This is a genomic window from Arthrobacter sp. NPDC056691 (assembly GCF_042791415.1).
In the GTDB taxonomy this organism is placed as follows: domain Bacteria; phylum Actinomycetota; class Actinomycetes; order Actinomycetales; family Micrococcaceae; genus Arthrobacter.
This window is the reverse complement of sequence record NZ_JBHTXX010000023.1, coordinates 36,278-52,964: the sequence shown is the minus strand read 5'-3', so window position 1 is coordinate 52,964 and position 16,687 is coordinate 36,278. Positions and strand designations below refer to the sequence as shown.

The 16,687-nt window shown below is 66.6% G+C and carries 15 protein-coding genes; 6 read left to right on the top strand and 9 right to left on the bottom strand.

What is annotated here, in order from left to right; translation table 11 throughout:
• Positions 1-39 precede the first annotated feature (39 nt).
• The 3 genes from ACFRAU_RS17300 to ACFRAU_RS17290 are packed head-to-tail and all read left to right on the top strand — an operon-like array spanning position 40 to position 3,627.
• Positions 40-1,413 (top strand): acetyl-CoA C-acetyltransferase, encoded by a 1,374-nt coding sequence (locus tag ACFRAU_RS17300; RefSeq protein ID WP_378000853.1) that lies wholly within the window; start codon positions 40-42, stop codon positions 1,411-1,413.
• Positions 1,385-2,719 carry a 3-oxoacyl-ACP reductase gene (locus ACFRAU_RS17295; protein ID WP_378000852.1) on the top strand — a complete coding sequence of 445 codons (1,335 nt, stop codon included), beginning with the start codon at positions 1,385-1,387 and terminating at the stop codon, positions 2,717-2,719. Before ACFRAU_RS17300 ends, ACFRAU_RS17295 begins: the two co-directional genes overlap by 29 nt.
• Complete coding sequence (locus tag ACFRAU_RS17290) at positions 2,716-3,627, top strand: MaoC family dehydratase (RefSeq protein WP_378000851.1); 912 nt, start codon at positions 2,716-2,718, stop codon at positions 3,625-3,627. The genes ACFRAU_RS17295 and ACFRAU_RS17290 overlap by 4 nt, the downstream gene beginning before the upstream one ends.
• Positions 3,628-3,685: 58 nt before the next feature.
• On the opposite strand, the gene ACFRAU_RS17285 is transcribed toward ACFRAU_RS17290, so the two are convergent.
• From ACFRAU_RS17285 to ACFRAU_RS17270, 4 genes are read right to left on the bottom strand one after another with little or no spacing between them, the layout of a single operon-like run.
• On the bottom strand, positions 3,686-4,804 hold the full coding sequence (locus ACFRAU_RS17285) for an aromatic acid exporter family protein (protein WP_378000850.1): 1,119 nt from the start codon (positions 4,802-4,804) through the stop codon (positions 3,686-3,688).
• 17 nt (positions 4,805-4,821) lie between these two features.
• Entirely contained in the window at positions 4,822-6,015 is a 1,194-nt protein-coding gene (locus ACFRAU_RS17280) for a glutathione S-transferase family protein (protein ID WP_378000849.1), read from the bottom strand.
• Positions 6,016-6,024: 9 nt separating this feature from the next.
• A complete protein-coding gene (locus ACFRAU_RS17275; RefSeq protein WP_378000848.1) occupies positions 6,025-6,789 on the bottom strand; it encodes a M50 family metallopeptidase in 765 nt (254 codons plus the stop codon).
• Positions 6,790-6,825: 36 nt separating this feature from the next.
• Positions 6,826-6,984, bottom strand: coding sequence for a hypothetical protein (locus ACFRAU_RS17270; RefSeq protein WP_214854297.1), 159 nt, complete (start codon positions 6,982-6,984; stop codon positions 6,826-6,828).
• 141 nt (positions 6,985-7,125) lie between these two features.
• On the opposite strand from ACFRAU_RS17270, the gene ACFRAU_RS17265 reads away from it, so the two are divergent.
• Together ACFRAU_RS17265 and ACFRAU_RS17260 are read left to right on the top strand one after the other, a co-directional pair.
• Positions 7,126-7,590 (top strand): GatB/YqeY domain-containing protein, encoded by a 465-nt coding sequence (locus ACFRAU_RS17265; RefSeq protein ID WP_378000847.1) that lies wholly within the window; start codon positions 7,126-7,128, stop codon positions 7,588-7,590.
• 83 nt (positions 7,591-7,673) lie between these two features.
• The gene (locus tag ACFRAU_RS17260; protein WP_378000846.1) at positions 7,674-7,871 is read left to right on the top strand and encodes a hypothetical protein; all 198 of its coding nucleotides are present in this window, start codon (positions 7,674-7,676) and stop codon (positions 7,869-7,871) included.
• 66 nt (positions 7,872-7,937) lie between these two features.
• Here the strand turns inward: ACFRAU_RS17260 and ACFRAU_RS17255 are convergent, their stop codons facing one another.
• The 4 genes from ACFRAU_RS17255 to ACFRAU_RS17240 form a co-directional block, all read right to left on the bottom strand.
• Positions 7,938-9,098 (bottom strand): glycerate kinase, encoded by a 1,161-nt coding sequence (locus ACFRAU_RS17255; RefSeq protein WP_378000845.1) that lies wholly within the window; start codon positions 9,096-9,098, stop codon positions 7,938-7,940.
• Between the two features lies 1 nt (position 9,099).
• Positions 9,100-10,557: a C4-dicarboxylate transporter DctA gene (gene dctA, locus ACFRAU_RS17250; RefSeq protein ID WP_378000844.1), complete on the bottom strand. Its 1,458-nt coding sequence runs from the start codon at positions 10,555-10,557 to the stop codon at positions 9,100-9,102.
• 177 nt (positions 10,558-10,734) lie between these two features.
• Positions 10,735-11,832, bottom strand: a complete 1,098-nt coding sequence (locus ACFRAU_RS17245) for a tartrate dehydrogenase (RefSeq protein ID WP_377997005.1) — start codon at positions 11,830-11,832, stop codon at positions 10,735-10,737.
• A 116-nt stretch (positions 11,833-11,948) separates the two neighbouring features.
• Positions 11,949-12,860 carry a LysR family transcriptional regulator gene (locus tag ACFRAU_RS17240; RefSeq protein WP_378000843.1) on the bottom strand — a complete coding sequence of 304 codons (912 nt, stop codon included), beginning with the start codon at positions 12,858-12,860 and terminating at the stop codon, positions 11,949-11,951.
• Positions 12,861-13,035: 175 nt separating this feature from the next.
• Here ACFRAU_RS17240 and ACFRAU_RS17235 point away from each other — a divergent pair, with 175 nt between their 5' ends.
• The gene (locus ACFRAU_RS17235) at positions 13,036-13,491 is read left to right on the top strand and encodes an SRPBCC family protein (protein ID WP_378000842.1); all 456 of its coding nucleotides are present in this window, start codon (positions 13,036-13,038) and stop codon (positions 13,489-13,491) included.
• A 49-nt stretch (positions 13,492-13,540) separates the two neighbouring features.
• Here ACFRAU_RS17235 and ACFRAU_RS17230 read toward each other — a convergent pair whose 3' ends face one another.
• Positions 13,541-16,687 carry an efflux RND transporter permease subunit gene (locus tag ACFRAU_RS17230; RefSeq protein WP_378000841.1) on the bottom strand — a complete coding sequence of 1,049 codons (3,147 nt, stop codon included), beginning with the start codon at positions 16,685-16,687 and terminating at the stop codon, positions 13,541-13,543.

Here is a 16,687-nt window from a genome sequence, read left to right as displayed (position 1 = left end):
CTGGGTATCGATAACCAGCCGGATCAAAGGAGATAGCACATGCCCGTGGATCGTCAGCCTCAAACCGTGCGGAAAGCCGTGGTGGTCGGCGGCAACAGGATCCCGTTCGCCCGGACAGGCGGCGCGTACACCAAGTCGTCCAACCAGGACATGCTCACCGCAGCCCTGGACGGCCTGATCGCCCGCTTTGGCCTGCAGGAGGAGCGCATCGGCGAAGTTGCCGCGGGCGCCGTCCTCAAGCACTCCCGGGACTTCAACCTGACCCGCGAGGCAGTCCTGGGCTCGGCGCTGTCGCCCGAGACTCCCGCCTATGACCTGCAGCAAGCCTGCGCCACGGGCCTGGAAACGGTGCTGGGCCTGGCCAACAAGATCAGGCTCGGCCAGCTGGACTCCGCCATCGCGGGCGGCGTGGACTCTGCCTCGGACGCTCCGATTGCCGTCAGCGAAGGCCTCCGCGAGGTGCTGCTGGACCTCAGCCGCGCCAAGACGCTTCCGCAGCGGCTTCAGATCCTGGCCCGGCTGCGCCCCAAGGACCTCGCCCCGGACGCGCCGAACACCGGAGAGCCCAGGACCGGGCTCTCGATGGGCGAGCACCAGGCCCTGACCACGGCCCAGTGGAACATCTCCCGCGAGGCCCAGGACGAGGTTGCCCTCAACAGCCACCGGAACCTCGCCGCCGCCTATGACGCCGGATTCTTCGACGATCTCCTCACTCCCTACCGGGGGCTCACCCGGGACTCGAACCTCAGGCCCGACACGAGTCGCGAAAAGCTGGCATCCCTCAAGCCCGTGTTCGGCCGGAACCTCGGCTCCGAAGCCACCATGACGGCCGGCAACTCCACGCCGCTGACGGACGGCGCCTCCACGGTGCTGCTTGCCTCGGAGGACTGGGCCGACCAGCATGACCTGCCCAAGCTCGCCACCGTTCTGGACGGCGAGGCAGCCGCCGTGGATTTTGTCCATGGCAAGGACGGGCTGCTCATGGCGCCGGCATTCGCCGTCCCCCGGCTGCTGGCACGCAACGGCCTCACGCTGGACGACATCGACTACTTCGAGATCCACGAAGCCTTCGCCGGGACGGTGCTGAGCACCCTCGCCGCCTGGGAGGACGAAAAGTTCGGCCGCGAGCGCCTCGGACTGGATGGTGCCTTCGGGAAGGTCGACCGGTCCAAGCTGAACGTCAACGGATCGTCGCTTGCAGCCGGGCACCCGTTCGCTGCCACGGGCGGACGCATCGTGGCCACCCTGGCAAAGATGCTGTATGAGAAAGGCAATGCCGGAGGACGCCCCGCTCTGGGGCTCGTGTCCGTCTGCGCTGCAGGCGGCCAGGGCGTCGTCGCGCTGCTCGAAGCGTACACGGAAGGCAACACCCCGGGGGAAGTCCATGACTGGCACCTACGCAAAGCTCGTTAAGCACGGCCTCGGACGGGATCTCGCCCGGAAGCTCGGTCTGCCGCAGCCGGCCGAACTGCGGCGCTACCGGCCCGGCCAGCCACTGATCGAGGGACCTGTGCTGGTTGGCGGTGCCGGACCCGGTGCGGACGGAATCGCGGCGGCGCTGCTTTCGTGGGGACTCGATGTCCGCCGCCACGCTGTTCCCAAGGAAAAGCTCGGCGGAATCGTGCTGGTCCTCGACACCCTCGATACGCCCGGCGACCTGGAGCGCCCGGTCCTGGCGGCGGCACCGTCACTGCGGGACCTTGCCCCCGGCGGGCGGGTGGTGACCATCTCGCGAGTGCCCGGCGGAACGCCAGCCACGGCCGCCGCCCGCCAGGGCGTGGATGGGCTGCTGCGTTCACTGGCCAAGGAACTGCGCGCGGGCGCCACCGGAAACGGCATCCTCCTTGCCGAGGGCGTGAGCCCCAGTGCCCCGTCGGCCCTGGGTGCGCTGCGCTTCTTCCTCTCCGGCCGGTCAGCGTTCGTGGACGGCCAGTTTGTCCGCGTCACGTCCGCGGAAGGCAGCCTGCCCGGCGACGCCGGCGCACCGCTCGCGGGAAAGGTCGCCGTTGTGACCGGAGCGGCCCGCGGCATCGGCGCGGCCATCGCCCGGACACTGCACCGTGACGGCGCCACCGTAGTGGCTGTGGACGTCCCCGCGGCCGGGGATCACCTGGCGGATGTTGCCAACGGAATCCGCGGCACCGCGCTGCAGCTGGACATCACGCGGGACGATGCCGGGCAAAGGATCATCGACCACGCCGCGCACCGCCACGGCCGGCTCGACATCATGGTCCACAATGCCGGCATCACCCGGGACAAACTGTTGGTCAACATGGACCCGTCCCGCTGGGGGTCGGTTATTGATGTGAACATCGCGGCCCAGCTTCGCATCAATGAGGCCCTTCTTGGCTCTGAACACTTCCGTTCCGCGCCACGCATCGTTTCTGTTGCCTCCACGAGCGGAATCGCAGGCAACCGCGGACAAACCAACTATGCGGCGTCAAAGGGCGGGGTCATGGGCATGGTCCGGGCCACCGCACCGCTCCTGGCGCAGTACGGCGGTTCGATCAACGCGGTGGCACCGGGATTCATCGAGACAGAGATGACGGCCCGGATCCCGTTCGCCACCAGGGAGATCGCCCGGCGCCTGAATTCGCTGCAGCAGGGCGGGCAGCCAGGGGACGTTGCCGAGGCCATTTCCTTCCTCGCGGGCGATTCCGCCGGCGGCATTTCCGGAGAGGTGCTGAGGGTGTGCGGACAAAACCTGGTGGGGGCATGACCGGCAGCCAGCCCCTCATCCTGGGGGAGATGCCGTCCCTCTCAAAGCTGTACGTGAACGCGGCGGCCGCGGCCGCCCGCCGCAGGATCCTGGGCTCGCATGCCGACGGCGTGCTGCCCGCCGTGAGCCACGAAGTCCGGGATGTCCTGCCCGACGTCGAAAACCTCACGGCCTTCCAGCACCTGCTCGGTGAGACTGCCAGTGACATTCTGCCGGCAGGGTTCATCCATGCGCTGGCGTTCCCTGTGGCGATGAGCGTCATGAACCGCGACGATTTTCCGCTGCCCCTGCTGGGGATGATCCATCTGCGGAACGTGATTGAGTACCGCGGGCCGGTCAGGTTCAACGAACCGCTGGACATTGTGGCCAGGGCGGAGACGCTCCGGGCGCACCGCGCCGGAACCCAGGTGGATATCGCCGTAGAGGTACGCGCCGCCGGTGACAGCGCTGCGTGCTGGTGCGGCGTGTCCACCTATCTCGCCAAGGGTGTTTTCCTGCCCGGCATCGACAAGGCCTCGGCGGCAGCCGCACCGCAGGGCTTCTCGGCACCGGACCCCACAGGGCTCTGGCAGCTTGGCGTGGACACGGGCCGCGCCTACGCTGCCGTGTCCGGGGACTTCAACCCGATCCACCTCAGTATTCTGTCCGCCAAGGCCATGGGCCTGCGCCGGTCCATCGCCCACGGCATGTACCTGGCGTCGAGGGCGCTGGCGGATGTGGGCGCGGCGAAAGGCGAGGCCTTCCGCTGGGACGTGGGGTTTGAGGCACCCGTTTTCCTTCCCGCACGGGTGGCGCTGGACATTTCGACGGCGGAATCCGGGGAAGGCGGGTGGCTGCGGTCGGACTACGTGGCATGGAGTCCGCGGTCCGGCCGGAAGCACTTCAGCGGATCGGTGGCTGCCCTGTAGCACTGGGGGTGTGCTGCGGCACGCGGGCACAGCTGCAGCCCGGCAGAATGCGGACGGGCTACTTGCCGTTTGGGTTGGCGACCCGCAGGATGCGGTGCAGGCTCAGCAGGATTGAGCCTGCGGCGCTCGGCGTGCCGGCCCCGTTTCCGTCGGCGGCGGTGCGGTCCTCGAGGGAGGCGACCGCCGCATGGGCCGCGTGGAAGAGTTCTGCCTGCCGTTCGGCGTCGTCCTCCTCCGCTGAGCGGAGCACCTCACCCACGGCAGACAGTGCCTCAGCGAGCGGCTCGCTGTAGGGGAGGGGAATGGTGAAGGGCATATCCTCGCTCCAGATGACGTCGGCCAGCACCTCGGTCATGTCCTGGATGTGGAAGGTAATGTGCTCAAGATCGCGCACGCTCCGGTAATCCTTATCCACGTCACGCGGATGGAAACGGCGCCGCGGGTTTGCCGCCCTGCTCGCATCAGCCTTCTGGACAGCTGCACGAACCGAGCGGGCCGACTCGGCCAGGTCCTCGGACCGGCGCGACCAGTCCTCGTGTTCGGGCGGCCATTTTTCGTGCATCGCCGCGCCCATGTCCGACAGCTGGCGGGCCAGCGACAGCCGCAGCTCCGCGAGGCTGAGGGCGGCTGCGTTGAAGTGCAGCGGCGGAAACACCAGCAGGTTGACGGCGACGCCCACCACCACGCCCACGCCCATCTGCAGCAGGTAGCCGAAGGAGAAGTCGTCCGGGTTCTGCCTGCCTACCACCAGCACCAACAGAGCCGCCGTCGGAATCCAGTCCCGGCCGGCGCCCAGGCGCGGGAGCCCCGCGAGCAGCACGCCCAAGGCCATGACCGCTGCGACGCTGACCGGTGTGGCCCCGAAACTGAAGAGGAGGAAGGCCAGGCCGATGCCGGCCCCCAGTCCCACCAGGGTCTGGAAGCCCTGGCGGATGGAACCCGACACGTTCTCGTACATGGCAACCAGCGCCCCGAGGGGGGCGTAGTACGCGTAGTGGGCGGCGCCCCCGGGCATGAGAGGGGCCACCCAAAAGGCAATGCCTGCCGCCAGTCCCGCCTTGGCGGCAAGTTGAAGGCGCGGTGCGGCGAGGGCCCGGGCAATTCTGGTGGATACTGACCGCCAGATCCTGCGCGGCAGCGGGTCACGGCCTGCCTCGTGCTGATTCGAGGTGCTCATCGGGGCCCCCGGCGGTGCTAGCCGGCTCCGTGGCCGGCGGCCACTTCCTCGCCCGCCGTGACCGGACCTGGAGGAGTGCCGTCGCCGAAGGGGCTGCCGCCCAGGGACTCCCGTCCGTGTGCCGTTAGCCATCCGGACAGTTCCGGGCCGGCTGGGACGATCTGCGTGGGATTGATGTCCTCGTGCACTATGTAGTAGTGCTGTTTGATCTGCACGAAGTCGATGGTGTCCCCGAAGCCGGGGGTCTGGAACAGGTCCCTGGCATAACCCCACAGCGCAGGCATTTCGCTGAGCTTGTTCCGGTTGCACTTGAAGTGGCCGTGGTAGACGGCGTCGAAGCGCGCGAGCGTGGTGAAGAGCCGGACGTCCGCCTCGGTGATGGAGTCGCCCACCAGGTACCGTTGGCCGGTAAGCCGTTCCTCGAGCCAGTCCATCGCGTTCCACAGCCGGTTGTAGGCAGCATCGTAGGCCTCCTGGGAACCTGCGAACCCGCACCTGTAGACGCCGTTGTTGACCTCGGTGAAAACGCGCCTGTTGACGCCGTCGATTTCCGCACGCAGGTGCTCCGGGTACAGCTGCGGCGCCCCTGGGCGGTGGAAGTCGGTCCATTCCGTGGAGAAGTCCAGCGTGATCTGGGGGTAGTTGTTGGTCACCACCGCGCCGGTGGCGATATCCACGACAGCAGGGACCGTAATGCCGCGGGGGTAATCCGGGAAACGGCGGAAGTAGGCCTCCTGCACGCGCTCGATACCCAGCACCGGGTCCTTGCCGTCCGCGTCCAGGTCGAAGGTCCATGACCGGGCATCGTGGGTGGGGCCGGGCTGGCCGAGGCTGATGACGTCCTCGAGCCCCAGGAGCCGGCGGACAATGACGGTGCGGTTGGCCCACGGGCATGCCCGTGCGGCAATCAGCCGGTAGCGTCCCGGCACCGCCGGCCAGCCTGGTTCACCATTCGGCCCGGGCGTGCCGCTCCGCGTGATGCGGTCCTCGATGTAGTTGGTGTCCCGGTTGAATTCGCCGCCGGTGACGTAGGCGCCCTTTGTGGTGTGTTCATCCGTGCCCTGTTGGTCAGTACCTTGCTGGTCAGTACCTTGCTGATCCGGGCTGCGCGGTTCCCTGCTCTGTGGCTCCGCGGCGTGCAGCTCGCTGCTTCGCGCTTCCCCTGCATGGCGTCCTTTGTGTGCTTCGACTGTGCTGGTCTTCTCACTCATGGCACCAGACTATGTTGCCGCCCCAAAGACCCGCGACATCGGTAGCCAGGCAAGCACCCAGCACGCCGCCACCACCAGGGAGAACAGTGCGATCCAGATGCCCGACGGCACGGCGGTGGCGCGGTACAGGATGTAGGCGTCGGAGGACCGCAGCTGGTCGCGGCGCCGGAGGTGGACATTGGTCAGCTTGAACAGGTCCCGGACAGCGGCAACCAGGAGCGCCACGCCCAGGATGATGGCCACGTGGCCGGTGAATGCGGCGGGCACATTGATGATCATCGCAGCCACCGCCACCACGGCCCCAAGCAGGATCAACACGCCGGCGGCATTCCGGATGAAGATCAGCGAAGCCAGCAGGACCAGCAGTCCGGCAGACAGCGCGGCCGGACCCCAGCCGCTGAAGCCCGCCCACACCAGCGCGGCCCCGGTCACGCCGGGAACGGGATAGCCCCAGAAACCAGACCAGACTGCGGCGGCGCGCCCCCTTGTGTAGGACGTGGTGGTGCCGCCGTGATTGAGCTGCAGCCTGATGCCGCCCAGCCGCTGGCCGCTGGTCAGGGCCGCAAAGGCGTGCCCCAGTTCATGGGTCACCGTGGCGAGCAGACCGAAGTAGCGCCAGGTGACACGGGGGACAGAGAGCACCGCCGCGATGAGCACGACGGCCAGAAGCTCGGTGACGGAGACTGCGGGAACGGCGGTCTGGGTGAATCCGGCGGCCACCCGGTCCCACCATTGTTCGGGCAGGGACGGGCCGGGGACTTGCAGGTAAACCATGGGGATCAAGCCTACAGGCAGCACCTTAACGGCGGCTCACAGCCCGGGCAGAGTGGGCGGATCCTCCATCAGCGATGAGGCGTCGTCCGGAACCACCAGATGCAGCATGCTTTCGACGGGGGCTTCGCCCATCGCGACAAGGAGCTCGTTGATTGACATCTGCCCGGCAAGTTCACCGGGATGTTCCTCTTCCATACATAGAACATATGTGCGAACGGCGCCGGCAACGGCGAAGGACACGCGGCAACACCTGATCCGGGGCAGTACCGGGCCTAGGCAGCACCGCACGGGCTGGTCCACGATTAAGGTACACGCTGATGCCGAGAGAAGGACACCATGGCCACGCTGAAGGAACGCCTGCACGCCGACGTTGTTGCACATCTGAAGGAGCACAACAAGGTGGCCCTGGGCACCGTCCGCAGCGTCCTGGGCGAAATCGAGACCCGGGAGAAGTCCGGCAAGACGCCGGTGGAACTGGACGACGCGCAGGTGACTGCATTGCTGCAGAAGGAGGCGGCAAAGCGGCACGACACCGCCCGCATCTATGCCGAAGCGGGGGAGCCGGAGCGTGCGGCTGCGGAGATTGCCGAGGCGGAGGTTATCGAGGCGTACCTGCCCCAAGCCCTCTCCGCCGCCGAGGTGGAGGGCATCGTCGACGATGTCATCCAGAGTTTGCGGGCGGAGGGCACGGAACTGTCCGTGCGGCACATGGGCGCCGTGATGAAGCCCGTTACGGCCCGGGTGGCCGGCCGCTTCGATGGAAAGGCCGTGAGCGACATCGTCCGCCAGCGGCTGGCCTGAGCAGCCAATCGACCCTTCCTCTAATCGACACAGTCCGGCAATGGGAGGACGATAAAGGTACACCAACTGTTAGGAGGTCGGTGATGTGCTATTCATCGTGTGAGGGATGGCGGAATTACAGGAAGGAAGCGGCCCAGGAGGCCGAGGGACGCCCGGAAGCAAGGCCGGCCGAGACCCCCGAACCCCAGGTGCAGGCAGAGGAAAGCAGGATGTGGGCCTACCTCGCCAGGCTGGAGGAAACCGCTGACCGTGAGCCTGACCGCATCCGCGAGAACGCGTAGGCACACAAAGAAAGGCCCTGCTGGTGCGGGGCCTTTCGTTGCGACTTCTGCTGTTTCTGTCTTCTGCTACGGGAGGGCTGCCGCTATGTCCTGCCCGATCCGGCTCAGCAGGGCCGCTGACAGTCCGGGGTCCCTGGACGAGTCCTGGTCGGTGTACTCCGCCAGCGTGTAAATCCGGCTCAACGACATCTCGGCCCAGCGCTCCCTCGGGAGCAGGGACCTGCCGGCCACCGCGATGATCGGGCGGCCGCCCGAGCGCCGGGCGACGGCGGCCGGGAGTTTGCCTGCGAGCGTCTGTTCGTCGATGCTGCCCTCGCCGGTGATGACGACGTCGCAGGCGTCCTTGCGGCTGTCGAAGTCCAGCAGGTCCAGGAAGTAGTCGGCACCGGAGACGTGCGCGGCCCCCAGCAGAAGGCAGGCGTAGCCGAGTCCGCCTGCGCTTCCCGCCCCCTCGTGCCCGGCGAGCGCCCGGGCATTGGCCACCTCGGCGTTCTCCATGGTGGCGACGAGGTTCTCCAGGCCGCTGTCCAGGTCCGCGATGTCCCGGGGACCCGCGCCCTTTTGCGGACCGAAGACTGCCGGTGCGCCGTTCGGTCCGGTCAGCGGGTTGCGGACATCGCTGGCGACCACGAGTTCGACGCCGGAAAGTTCCGGAAGGGGGGATCGCCGGACAGAGCGGATCTTGGCGAGGTCCCGGCCGCTGCCGGCCAGCTCCCGGCCGGCAGCGTCCAGGAAACGGTAGCCCAGGGCGGCGAGCATGCCCATGCCGCCGTCGGTGCTGGAACTGCCGCCGAGTGCCAGGACCACCCTTGCCGGGTTAAGACTGAGCGCGAACACCACCGCTTCGCCAAACCCGCGGCTCGAGGCATCCAGCGGTTGCAGGTGGCCATCCGGAAGCTGTGCCAGACCACAGGTGTTCGCTACCTCGACCACCGCCGTAGCGCCGTCGAACGCTATTCCCGCGTGGACCGGCCGGCCAGTGGGGCCAGAGACGGTGACGCTGCGGTGGGTGAAGCCGGAGGCGACGGCGGCATCGACACTGCCGTCGCCGCCGTCGGCCAGCGGAAGCAGTTCACAGTGGACCGCTCCGGTTCTGCCGGGCACCTTGGCGGCGGAGCGGAGCCCCGCTGCCAGGGCGTGGGCAACCTCGCCCGCGGTGAGGCTGCCTTTGAACTTGTCGGGTGCGATCAGGGCCCGTACGGGCGTCGGGGCGGTAGCGTTCTGCATGTCAGACGGATTCCGAGTAGGCGCGGCGGCGGTCTTGGGAGGTGGAAGGGTCAGCGTGGTGCCTGGGCGTGTGGTGGCCGTATTCGGTCAGGTCCCCGTCGATGTCGGTGGCGTCGTCGGCTTGGACGGGGTCCTCGGCGGGCATCGGCTCGACGGCTTCCCCGGCGAATACCGGGCGGACCCGGTCGGCGTCCAGCGTGCGGTCCCACCAGGCGATGAAGAGGGTGGCGACGGCATTGCCGGTGAAGTTCACCAGGGCCCGGCATTCTGACATGAACTTGTCGATGCCGAAGATGAGCATGATGCCTGCGGCGGGGATGGTGCCGATGGTGGTCAGGGTGGCGGTGAGCGCGATGAAGCCGCCGCCGGCGACACCCGCCGCGCCCTTGGACGTGAGCAGCATGACCGCGAGCAGGCCAAGTTGCTGGCCGATGGTCAGGTCTGTGTTGGTGGCCTGGGCTATGTAGAGCGCAGCGAGGGACAGGTAGATGGCGGCGCCGTCGAGGTTGAAGCTGTAGCCCGTGGGGACAACGAGGCCCACGGTTTCCTTCTTCACGCCGGCGTGCTCGAGCTTGCGCATCAGTCCTGGCAGTGCGGGTTCTGCGGTGGAGGTGCCCAGGATGAGCATGTATTCCTCTTTGAGGTGGCGGATCATGGTGAAGATGTTCAGCTTCAGGAAGGCCATGACGGAGCCGAGGACCACGATGACGAAGAGGATCGACGTGGCGTAGAAGAGGGCGATGAGTCCGCCCATGCTGGTGAGTGAGGAGACGCCGAACTTGCCCACCGCGTAGGCCATCGCCCCGAAGGCGCCGATCGGGGCAGCCTTCATGATGAAGCCCAGGATCTTGAACATGACAGCGGTCAGTCGCTGCACACCGTCCAGGACGGGTGCGCCCACCTTGCCCATGGCGTTCAGGGCGATGCCGAAGACGACGGCGATGAAGATGATCTGCAGGATGTCGCCCTCAACGAAGGGTCCCACGATGCTGTTGGGGATGATGTGGGTGAGGAACTGCCACCACTCCTGGTGCTGGCCGGCATCGATGAGCTTGGCTGCGGAGTCGGACGTCTTGATCGAGCCGGCATCCGCGTTGACGCCGTCGCCAAGGCGGAAGATGTTGATGGCAACCAGGCCGAAGATCATGGCGAAGATGGTGCCGATCTGGAAGTAGGTGAGGGCCTTGAGCCCGGTCATCCCCACCTTTTTCAGGTCGGCGACGCTGGCGATGCCGCCCACGATGGTCAGGAACACGATCGGGCCGATGAGCATCTTCATCGAGTTCACAAAGGTGGTTCCGATGGGCTCCATGGCGATGCCGGCGGACGGTGCCAGCCACCCGACAAGGATGCCGATGACAATGGCTGTCAAAACCCAGAAGTAGAGCTGCCGGTACCAACGTGTTTTCGGGGCTTTCTTAGCTGCCGCTGCTCCGCCGGCGGTGGTGATGTGATCCATGATTCCTACCTCGTTGTGGAATGTCGCTGGAGATGGTCTGAAGGGTAAGGGGACAAGCGGCGTCCTGAGGGCCCCGACGCGAGCTTGCGAGCGTCGGGAAGGGACCTCCGCGACGACGGCGGCCGGCCGGCCGCCGTCGTACGTCAGCATTGGTGCGGGGTCTGGGACCTCCGCGTCTTAGACGGCGGCGGGCGCGAGGGTCAGCGCCTTGATGATCGCTTCGGTGACGTCCTCCGTGTTGGCTTCGCCGCCGACGTCCCGGGTCAGGTGGCCGGAGCCGGTGGCCGCTTCGATGGCGGCCTCAACGCGGCGGGCCTCCCCGTGCAGGCCGAAGTGGTCCAGCATCAGGGCGGCGCTGGCGATGGCGCCGATCGGGTTGCTGATGCCCTGGCCGGCGATATCCGGAGCGGAACCGTGGACCGGTTCGAACATGGACGGGAAGCGCCGTTCCGGGTTCAGGTTGGCGCTGGCGGCAAGGCCCAGGCTGCCGGCCAGTGCTGAGCCGAGGTCGGAGAGGATGTCGGCGTTCAGGTTGGACGCCACCACCACGGACAGGTCCTCGGGCTTGAGGATGAACTTGGCGCTCATGGCATCGACCAGGACGCTTTCGGTGGCCACGTCCGGGTAGTCCAGTGCCACGCGGTTGAAGACTTCGTCCCACAGGACCATGCCGTACTGCTGGGCGTTGGACTTGGTGACGGACGAGACCTTCTTCACGGTGCGGGTCCGGGCGAGGTCGAAGGCGAAGCGCATGATGCGCTCGCAGCCCTTTTCGGTGAACAGCGCGGTCTGCAGGGCCACCTCGTTGCCGGGGCCGCGGCCGCTGAGGTTGCGGCCGCCCAGGCCGGCGTATTCGCCTTCGCTGTTCTCACGGACCACAACCCAGTCGAGTTCGGTGTTGTCTGCCTTGCGCAGCGGGGACTGGACGCCGGGCAGGAATTTCACGGGGCGAATGTTGGCCCACTGGTCGAAGTTCTGGGTGATGTTCAGGCGCAGGCCCCACAGGCTGATGTGGTCCGGGACGTTTTCCCAGCCGACGGCGCCGAAGTAGATGGCGTCAAAGTCCTTGAGGGCTTCCAGGCCCTTGGGGTCCATCATCTGGCCGGTCTTCTCGTAGTAGCCGCAGCCCCAGGGGAACTCGGTCCAGTCGAAGGCGAACTTGCCGCTGGAGTTTTCAGCCAGCGCGTCCAGGACGCGGCGGCCGGCCGAAACGACTTCCTTGCCGACGCCGTCTGCCGGGATTGAAGCGATGCTGAATGTCTGGGTGGCGCTCATTGCGTTCCTCCTCGTTGAGTGTGTTGGCAGGGTCACACTGCCTTTCCTCTTCAAGTAGAGGCCACGCGGGCTGTACGCGTCCAAGACCAAGATTCGATCCGGTAAATAGGTTCTGCCTATGAGTTGTTGGTGTCCACGTGCTCCCGGGCAACGTGGCGTTCCGCAACCTCCAGGAACGCGCAGGCAGCGGGCGTCAGGCCTTCCTTCCTGCTCAGGATGGCCACGTCCAGGTGGGAGACGGGTTCGATCTGCAGGGTGCGAAGCCCGGCCTTGTGCGCAGTGGGCGCCCAGGACGATGGCATGACGGCGTGTCCGACGCCGGCCAGCACCAGGGGCAGGATGGAGGTGCGGTGCGCGACTTCGATGACGATTTCGGCTTTGACGCCGTGGGCCAGGGCGTCGTCCACGAGCCAGCGCATCAGTGATCCGCGCTGGCTGGCGATCAGCCGTTGGCCGCCCAGATCCTCCCGCTGGATGGTGCTCCCGGCGGGGAATGTGTCCGCCTGGGGGTTGACGATGAGGATCAGCGGCTGGCGTTCCAGGTCCAGGACGTTGACTCCCGGGACCCTGATGGGGTTGGAGGAGCCGGCCAAGCCAATCTCGGTGCTCCCGCTGCGGACAGATTCGATGACCTCCTCCGGGGTGAAGGCGGCGCTGACGTTGAGGCGGACCTCCGGATGCAGCCTGGTGAAGGCGGCGGTCATGGACGTCAGCGGCTCGATGCCGGGGGAGGGCATGGTGATGATGTCCAGGAGGCCGCTGCGCAGACCGCGGAGTGCCTGCACGGCGGACTGGGCGGCGTCCAGGTCGCGCATCACCAGCCGGGCAGGGCCCACGAGTTCCTTCCCGGCCTCGCTGAGGACTGCCCGGCGCCCGATCCGGTGGAACAGCGGCACGCCCAGTTCCTTCTCAAGGCTGGCAATGGTCTGGGACAGCGATGGCTGTGCGATCAGCAGGTGCTCGGCCGCCCGGTTGAACCCGTCGTGGTCAACCACCGCCAGGAAATACTTGAGCTTCCGGGTGTCCACGCCGGCTCCTTTCCCGGTCCGCTTTGCTGTCTGCCCCGGACCTGGCCCCTGCGATGGCCCCTGCGGTGAAGCGGCCTGCCGAGGCCCTGATAGCTTACGCCTATCAGCGCCGCGGAACATGGTCCTGGAACCTGGCACCAACACAGCCCGGTGAAACTGCTGGCATACTCTGAGCATGGCCGTCACCTTCGAAAGCACCACACGCACAACCGTCGGGATGACAGAGCTGTTTGACCTCTCCCGAAGCATCGACGCGCACAAGGACTCGATGGCCCGTTCCCGGGAGGAAGCTGTTGCAGGCATCACCTCCGGGTTGATCACCCTGGGGCAGGAGGTGACCTGGCGCGCCTGGCACTTCGGGCTGCCGATACATATGACGAGCCGGATCACCGAGATGGACGCACCGCGCTACTTCGTTGATGAACAAGTCCGGGGGCCGTTCCGCCGGTTCCGGCACGTCCATGAGTTCAGCGAGGACCCGGCCGGAACCATCATGGTGGACCGGATCGACTTCGCTGCGCCGTTCGGACCTCTGGGACGGCTGGCGGAGAAGCTCTTCCTGGCGCGCTACCTCCGCCGGCTCATCGAGACGCGCAACCGGCACCTGACCGCGGCAGCACGGGCTGAGTGATGTTCCCGGCTGGCAGGCGCAGGGCGTCTGCCCGCCGGGACGGGGTCTACTAAACGGCCACTTCCTGACCGGCGAGCGCCTGTTCTGCCGCCTTCCGGGACTTCCTCGACCGGGCGAACCGAAGGTAGAGCGACGGCACGATGAACAGGTTGAGCAGCGTGGACGTCAGGAGTCCGCCGAGGATGACGACGGCCATCGGGTATTCGATCTCATGGCCGGGCACGTCCCCCATGACGACCAGCGGCACCAGAGCGAGCCCGGTGGCGAGGGTGGTCATGAGGATCGGGGAGAGCCGTTCACCGGCGCCCCGCAGCACGAGCGAACCGCTGAACGGAACCCCCTCAGCCCTTTCCAGGTGCTGGCAGTGGCTGATGAGCAGGATGCCGTTCCGGGCCGCGATCCCCATGACCGTCAGGAACCCCACGAGCGAACCCAGCGACAGGACCCCGCCGGTGAAGTACGCGGCCAGGACTCCGCCCACGAGTGCGATGGGCAGGGTCAGGAGGGCCAGGATGGCCAGCCGCCAACTGCGGAAGGACGCCTGCAGGAGTACGAGGATCAGGACCAGCGCCGCAACAGCGAAGATGGTGAGGCGCTCCGTGGCTGCCTGCCGCTCTGTGTATTCGCCCAGGAGCTGGACGCTGTAGCCGGCGGGCAGCTTCAGGGACTCCAGCCGTTCCTGCACCTGTGAAACCACGCGGCCAAGGTCGGCCCCGCGATCGATGAAGGACCCGACCTCGACCCTGCGGGACCCGTTGGTCCGGTCGATGAGGTTCGGAGTGGGCTGGACACTGACTGAGGCGACGTCGGCAAGGCGCACCCGCTGCCCGCTGGGCGTGTCAATGGGCAGGTTCTGGACGGTAGTGACGCTGGTCCGCGTCTCCGGTGTGCTCCACACCTGGACGTCGTACGCCCGCCCGTCACGGTAGACGTCGCCCACCTCTTCGCCGGCCATCAGCGTCGCTGCGGCGCGCCGTACGTCCCCGGGCTTAAGGCCGTACTTCTCCGCCTCCGCAAGATTCACTTTGACGGTGATCTGCGGGACGTCGACTTCCAGGGAAATATGTGGCTCGTCGGTTCCATTGACATCGGTGAGGAGTTGCTTGACCCGCTGCGCCTGTTCACGCAGCACATTCAGATCGTCGCCGTATATCCGCACAAGGATAGGTTCGCTGGCACCCGTCAGGACCTCTTCGATCCTCTCCTTCAGGTACGTCTGCACGTCGCGGTGCAGGCCCGGGTATCCGTCGACGACTTCCTGGACTGCTGCAACCGTCTGCTCATAGTTGGCATGGCGGTCAATGCTGATCCAGTGCTCACCGGCATTGACTCCAACTATTTCGTCCGCTTGGAAGGCCTGGCCAATGTGCGTTCCGCAATTGAGCACGCCGGGCACCTTGAGGAACGCGGCGCAGCCCCGTTGGGCGATGCGGTATTCCTCTGCTGCCGAGGTGCCGGGTTCCGATACCCAGTGCATCAGGAAGTCGCGTTCCTTGAACGTGGGGAACAGGGACTGCCCCAGCAACGGGGCGATCGCCAGACCAACCAGCGCAAGGGCCCCGAAGCCGGCGTAGCCATAGCGCGGCCGGTTCATGATGCGGGACAGGACCGCGTGGTACCCGCGTTTAAGCACCCGGACCAGCGGCGGGTCCAGTTGCTCCAGCTTCGCCCGGGCCAACAGGATCAGGGCAAGGGCAGGCGTCACCGTCAGCGCCACGAGCATCGAGGCCAGCACCGCGAGCGTGTACGCCACAGCAAGCGGCCTGAAGAACACTCCCGTGAGCCCGTTCACGAAAAAGACGGGAAGGGCGGCCACCACGATGATGATCGTGGCGTAGACAATGGGGCTTCGCATTTCCAGCGAGGCCTTCAGGACGACGGACGCCGTCGATTCACCGCCGCCGCGGCTGCGGTGCTGCCGCAACCGGCGCATGATGTTTTCGACGTCGATGATCGCGTCGTCAACGACGACCCCCACCGCGATGACCAGCCCGGCCAGAATCATGGTGTTGACCGAACTGCCGGTGAGGTACAGCACCATGATGGCGGTGAGGAGGGAAAGCGGAATGGCGATCAGGCTGATGAGTGCTGTCCGCCACTGGAAGAGGAACGCGCTCAGGATCATGACCACCAGCAGGCAACCCAGCAGGAGGGCAAGGCTGAGGTTGGAAATGGCCTCCTCGATGAAGCTCGCCGGCCGGAAGATGGTGGTGTCGAAGGTGACGCCGCTCAGGCCCGGCTGGAGTTGGTGCAGGGCTTCCTCGACGCCCCGGGTCACCTCGAGCGTATTGCCCCACGGGAGCTTCTCGACAATGAGCATCAGTCCGTGGCCGTTGTTGATGACGGCGTCGCCGATCAGCGGCTGATGGTCCTCGACCACGCGCGCGACGTCGCCCAGGTGGAGGGCGGTGCCGTGGTCTTCACGGATTGTCACCTTGGCCAGATCTGCGGGGCTGGTGATCGGTTGGACGTGCCGGACGCTCATCCGCTGGTTCGGGCTGTCGATAAAGCCGCCCGTGCCAATGAATTTCCCGGGGGAGTACTGGAGCAGGCCGGCGTCAACAGCCCCGGCCGTCACCTCCATCACCTGGTTCAGCGAGACATTCTTGGCCTTGAGCTTCTCAGGCTGAACCTGGACCTGCAGCATCTGGAGCCTCTCGCCCCAGATCGCGACGTTGGCCACGCCTGGAACCCGGAGCAACCGGGCCCGAATGGTCCAGTAGGACAGCATGGACATCTCGATCATGGACCGATTCGCGGATGTCATGCCGATCTTCATGACGCGGCTGGTGGAGGACAGCGGCTGCAGCATTACCGGGGGCGCAGCCCAGGTGGGCAATGCCGCAGTCACGGCGGCCATCCGCTCCGATACCTGCTGACGCGCGTTGAGCAGGTCCGTGCCCTGTTTGAAGATCAGGATGATCGAGGACAGCTGGGGCACTGATTTTGACCTCAGCTCGTCCAGTCCGGGCATTCCGGACAGGGACGCCTCGATTGGCACGGAGACGAGTTCCTCCACTTCCTGGGCCGTTAGACCCAGGCACGCAGTCTGGATCTCGACCTGCGGGGGCGCGAATTCCGGAAAGACATCCAGGGATGCCTTGCTGAGCTGGACCGATCCCAGCAGCATGACCACGCAGGCGAGGGCGACGACAATCGTCCTGAACCTGAGGCTGATTCCGACAATCCAGCGCAT